Genomic DNA, 2080 nt, shown 5'->3' on the forward strand with positions numbered 1-2080 from the left:
GTTGACAGAGGAAGAAGTTATCCGTCTACACAGTACCCCCGAATACCGGGTATATATGATCGGTTTCGTTCCCGGATTTCCCTATATGGGCGGTATGGACAGTCGGATCGCGACACCGCGAAAGGAGGTTCCCCGTCTGAAGATTGAGGCTGGTGCCGTGGGCATCGCGGGGGAACAGACCGGCGTCTACCCAATCGAAACTCCAGGTGGTTGGCAGATTATCGGACATACGCCACAGCAGCTGTTTGATCTGACGCGGGAGAGCCCTTCGCTACTTGAAGTGGGTGACCGCGTATGCTTTGTTCCCATAAGCTATGATGAGTTTGTTCAACAAAAAACGAAAAGAAATGGGCATTAAGATCGTCAAAGCAGGTATGCTAACAACGATACAGGACCTGGGGCGCTACGGGCTACAGCGTTACGGAATGGCTGTGAGTGGGGCGATGGATAGCTATGCGCTCCGTCTTGGTAATAACATCCTCGGAAATCCGGATAATGAAGCCGCGATAGAATGTACTGTTCTTGGACCGATAATTTACTTTGAACAGGCTCAACTTATTTGTTTGACAGGGGCAGACCTGTCGCCCATGATTGATGGTAATCCACTGCCCATGTGGAGACCAGTCCTGGTTGAGGCTGGTTCACTGCTCTCTTTTGGCCGACCACATTTAGGTTGTCGGGCTTATATTTGTTTTCAGGGTGGGCTTGATATCCCCGAAATATTAGGAAGCAGGTCGACCTATAGTAAAGGAGGATTAGGTGGCTGGAAGGGAAGAGCGCTTCATGAAGGAGACCGCATCGCTTTCCGACATCACTATACGGGCAAAGATAGCTTGTTCCATTGGAGCATGGATCCCGGCCTATATCCTGACCTCACCACGGAGGTTATTCGGGTGCTGGATGGACCTCAATTTGCCTGCTTTGAAAGTAACGCGCAAAAAAGCTTCTTTTCGGATGTATTTACCATCAGCAACAACTCAGACAGGATGGGGTACCGGCTGTCATCCAAACCGCTTCGGCTAACAGAACAAAAGGAACTGTTGTCAACGGCGGTGACCTTCGGGAGCATACAGGTGCCGCCTGATGGCAATGCGATTATCCTAATGGCTGACCATCCGACCACAGGTGGCTACCCGGTGATTGCACAGGTGGCCTCCATAGACCTGCCACTTCTAGCTCAAAAAGGGCCAAATGATCGTGTCAGATTTGAACGGATCAGCCTGGATGAGGCACATGGCCTACTGAAGAAACAGCATACGCAATTAAAAAAACTGAAAAGTGCAATCGCATTGAAATATGAATAAACAGCTTACCGTAGATTTGAATTGTGACCTGGGCGAGAGCTTCGGCTCTTGGAAAATGGGCGATGACGAGGCGATCCTGCCTTATGTTTCCGCAGTAAATATTGCCTGCGGTTTTCATGCCGGAGATCCCGCAACGATGATGAGGACTGTTCAGCTCGCTCTGAAATACAAGGTCAAAATAGGCGCCCATCCCGGCCTTCCGGATCTGGTGGGTTTCGGGAGGCGTGAGATGCAGCTTTCAGCGCGGGAAGTGTATGAACTGGTCGTGTATCAGGTGGGGGCGCTTGCTGCTTGTGTCAAAGTACAGCAAACGACTTTGCAACATGTAAAACCGCATGGTGCACTTTATAATATGGCGGCAAGAAAACCTGAACTGGCAGATGCGATCGCAGCAGCCATCTATGATATAGACCCCGGACTCATATTATATGGGCTCTCGGGAAGTGAACTCATCAGAGCTGGCAGCGCAAAGGGATTGAATGTTTATAATGAGGTCTTTGCCGACCGTACTTACCAACAGGATGGCACATTGACTGCAAGGTCAGATAAACATGCGCTCATCCATGATCCTGAACAGGCCGCCGAGCAGGTGGTTGATATGATTAAAAGCGGAAAAGTTATTTCCCTGCAAGGTACCGCAGTCGATATCCGTGCCGATACCATCTGCTTGCATGGCGATGGCGAAGAAGCTGTTCAATTTGCCAGGATAATCAACCAGACGTTAAAAAACAACCTGATACTTATCCGATGAAACAAAAAAATACCTCAGCGCTTAT

3 protein-coding genes are annotated in these 2080 nt (G+C 49.6%); all 3 read left to right on the forward strand.

Features of this window, described 5'->3' with window-relative positions; all coding sequences use genetic code 11:
- Positions 1 to 358 (forward strand): 5-oxoprolinase subunit PxpB (gene pxpB / locus VN105_RS12145; protein WP_325641194.1); only part of this gene is annotated, 358 nt, incomplete at its 5' end.
- Positions 348 to 1304: a biotin-dependent carboxyltransferase family protein gene (locus VN105_RS12150; protein ID WP_325641196.1), complete on the forward strand. Its 957-nt coding sequence runs from the start codon at positions 348 to 350 to the stop codon at positions 1302 to 1304. The genes pxpB and VN105_RS12150, both read left to right, overlap by 11 nt.
- Positions 1297 to 2055 (forward strand): 5-oxoprolinase subunit PxpA, encoded by a 759-nt coding sequence (locus VN105_RS12155; RefSeq protein ID WP_325641198.1) that lies wholly within the window; start codon positions 1297 to 1299, stop codon positions 2053 to 2055. Before VN105_RS12150 ends, VN105_RS12155 begins: the two co-directional genes overlap by 8 nt.
- Positions 2056 to 2080: the final 25 nt, after the last annotated feature.

It is taken from the genome of Chitinophaga sp. (assembly GCF_035564935.1).
Classification (GTDB): domain Bacteria; phylum Bacteroidota; class Bacteroidia; order Chitinophagales; family Chitinophagaceae; genus Chitinophaga.

Bases quoted from the DNA above. Each gene is read 5' to 3' on its own strand.
- VN105_RS12150 (WP_325641196.1), top strand. From the start codon at position 348: ATGGGCATTAAGATCGTCAAAGCAGGTATGCTAACAACGATACAGGAC.
- VN105_RS12155 (WP_325641198.1), top strand. From the start codon at position 1,297: ATGAATAAACAGCTTACCGTAGATTTGAATTGTGACCTGGGCGAGAGC.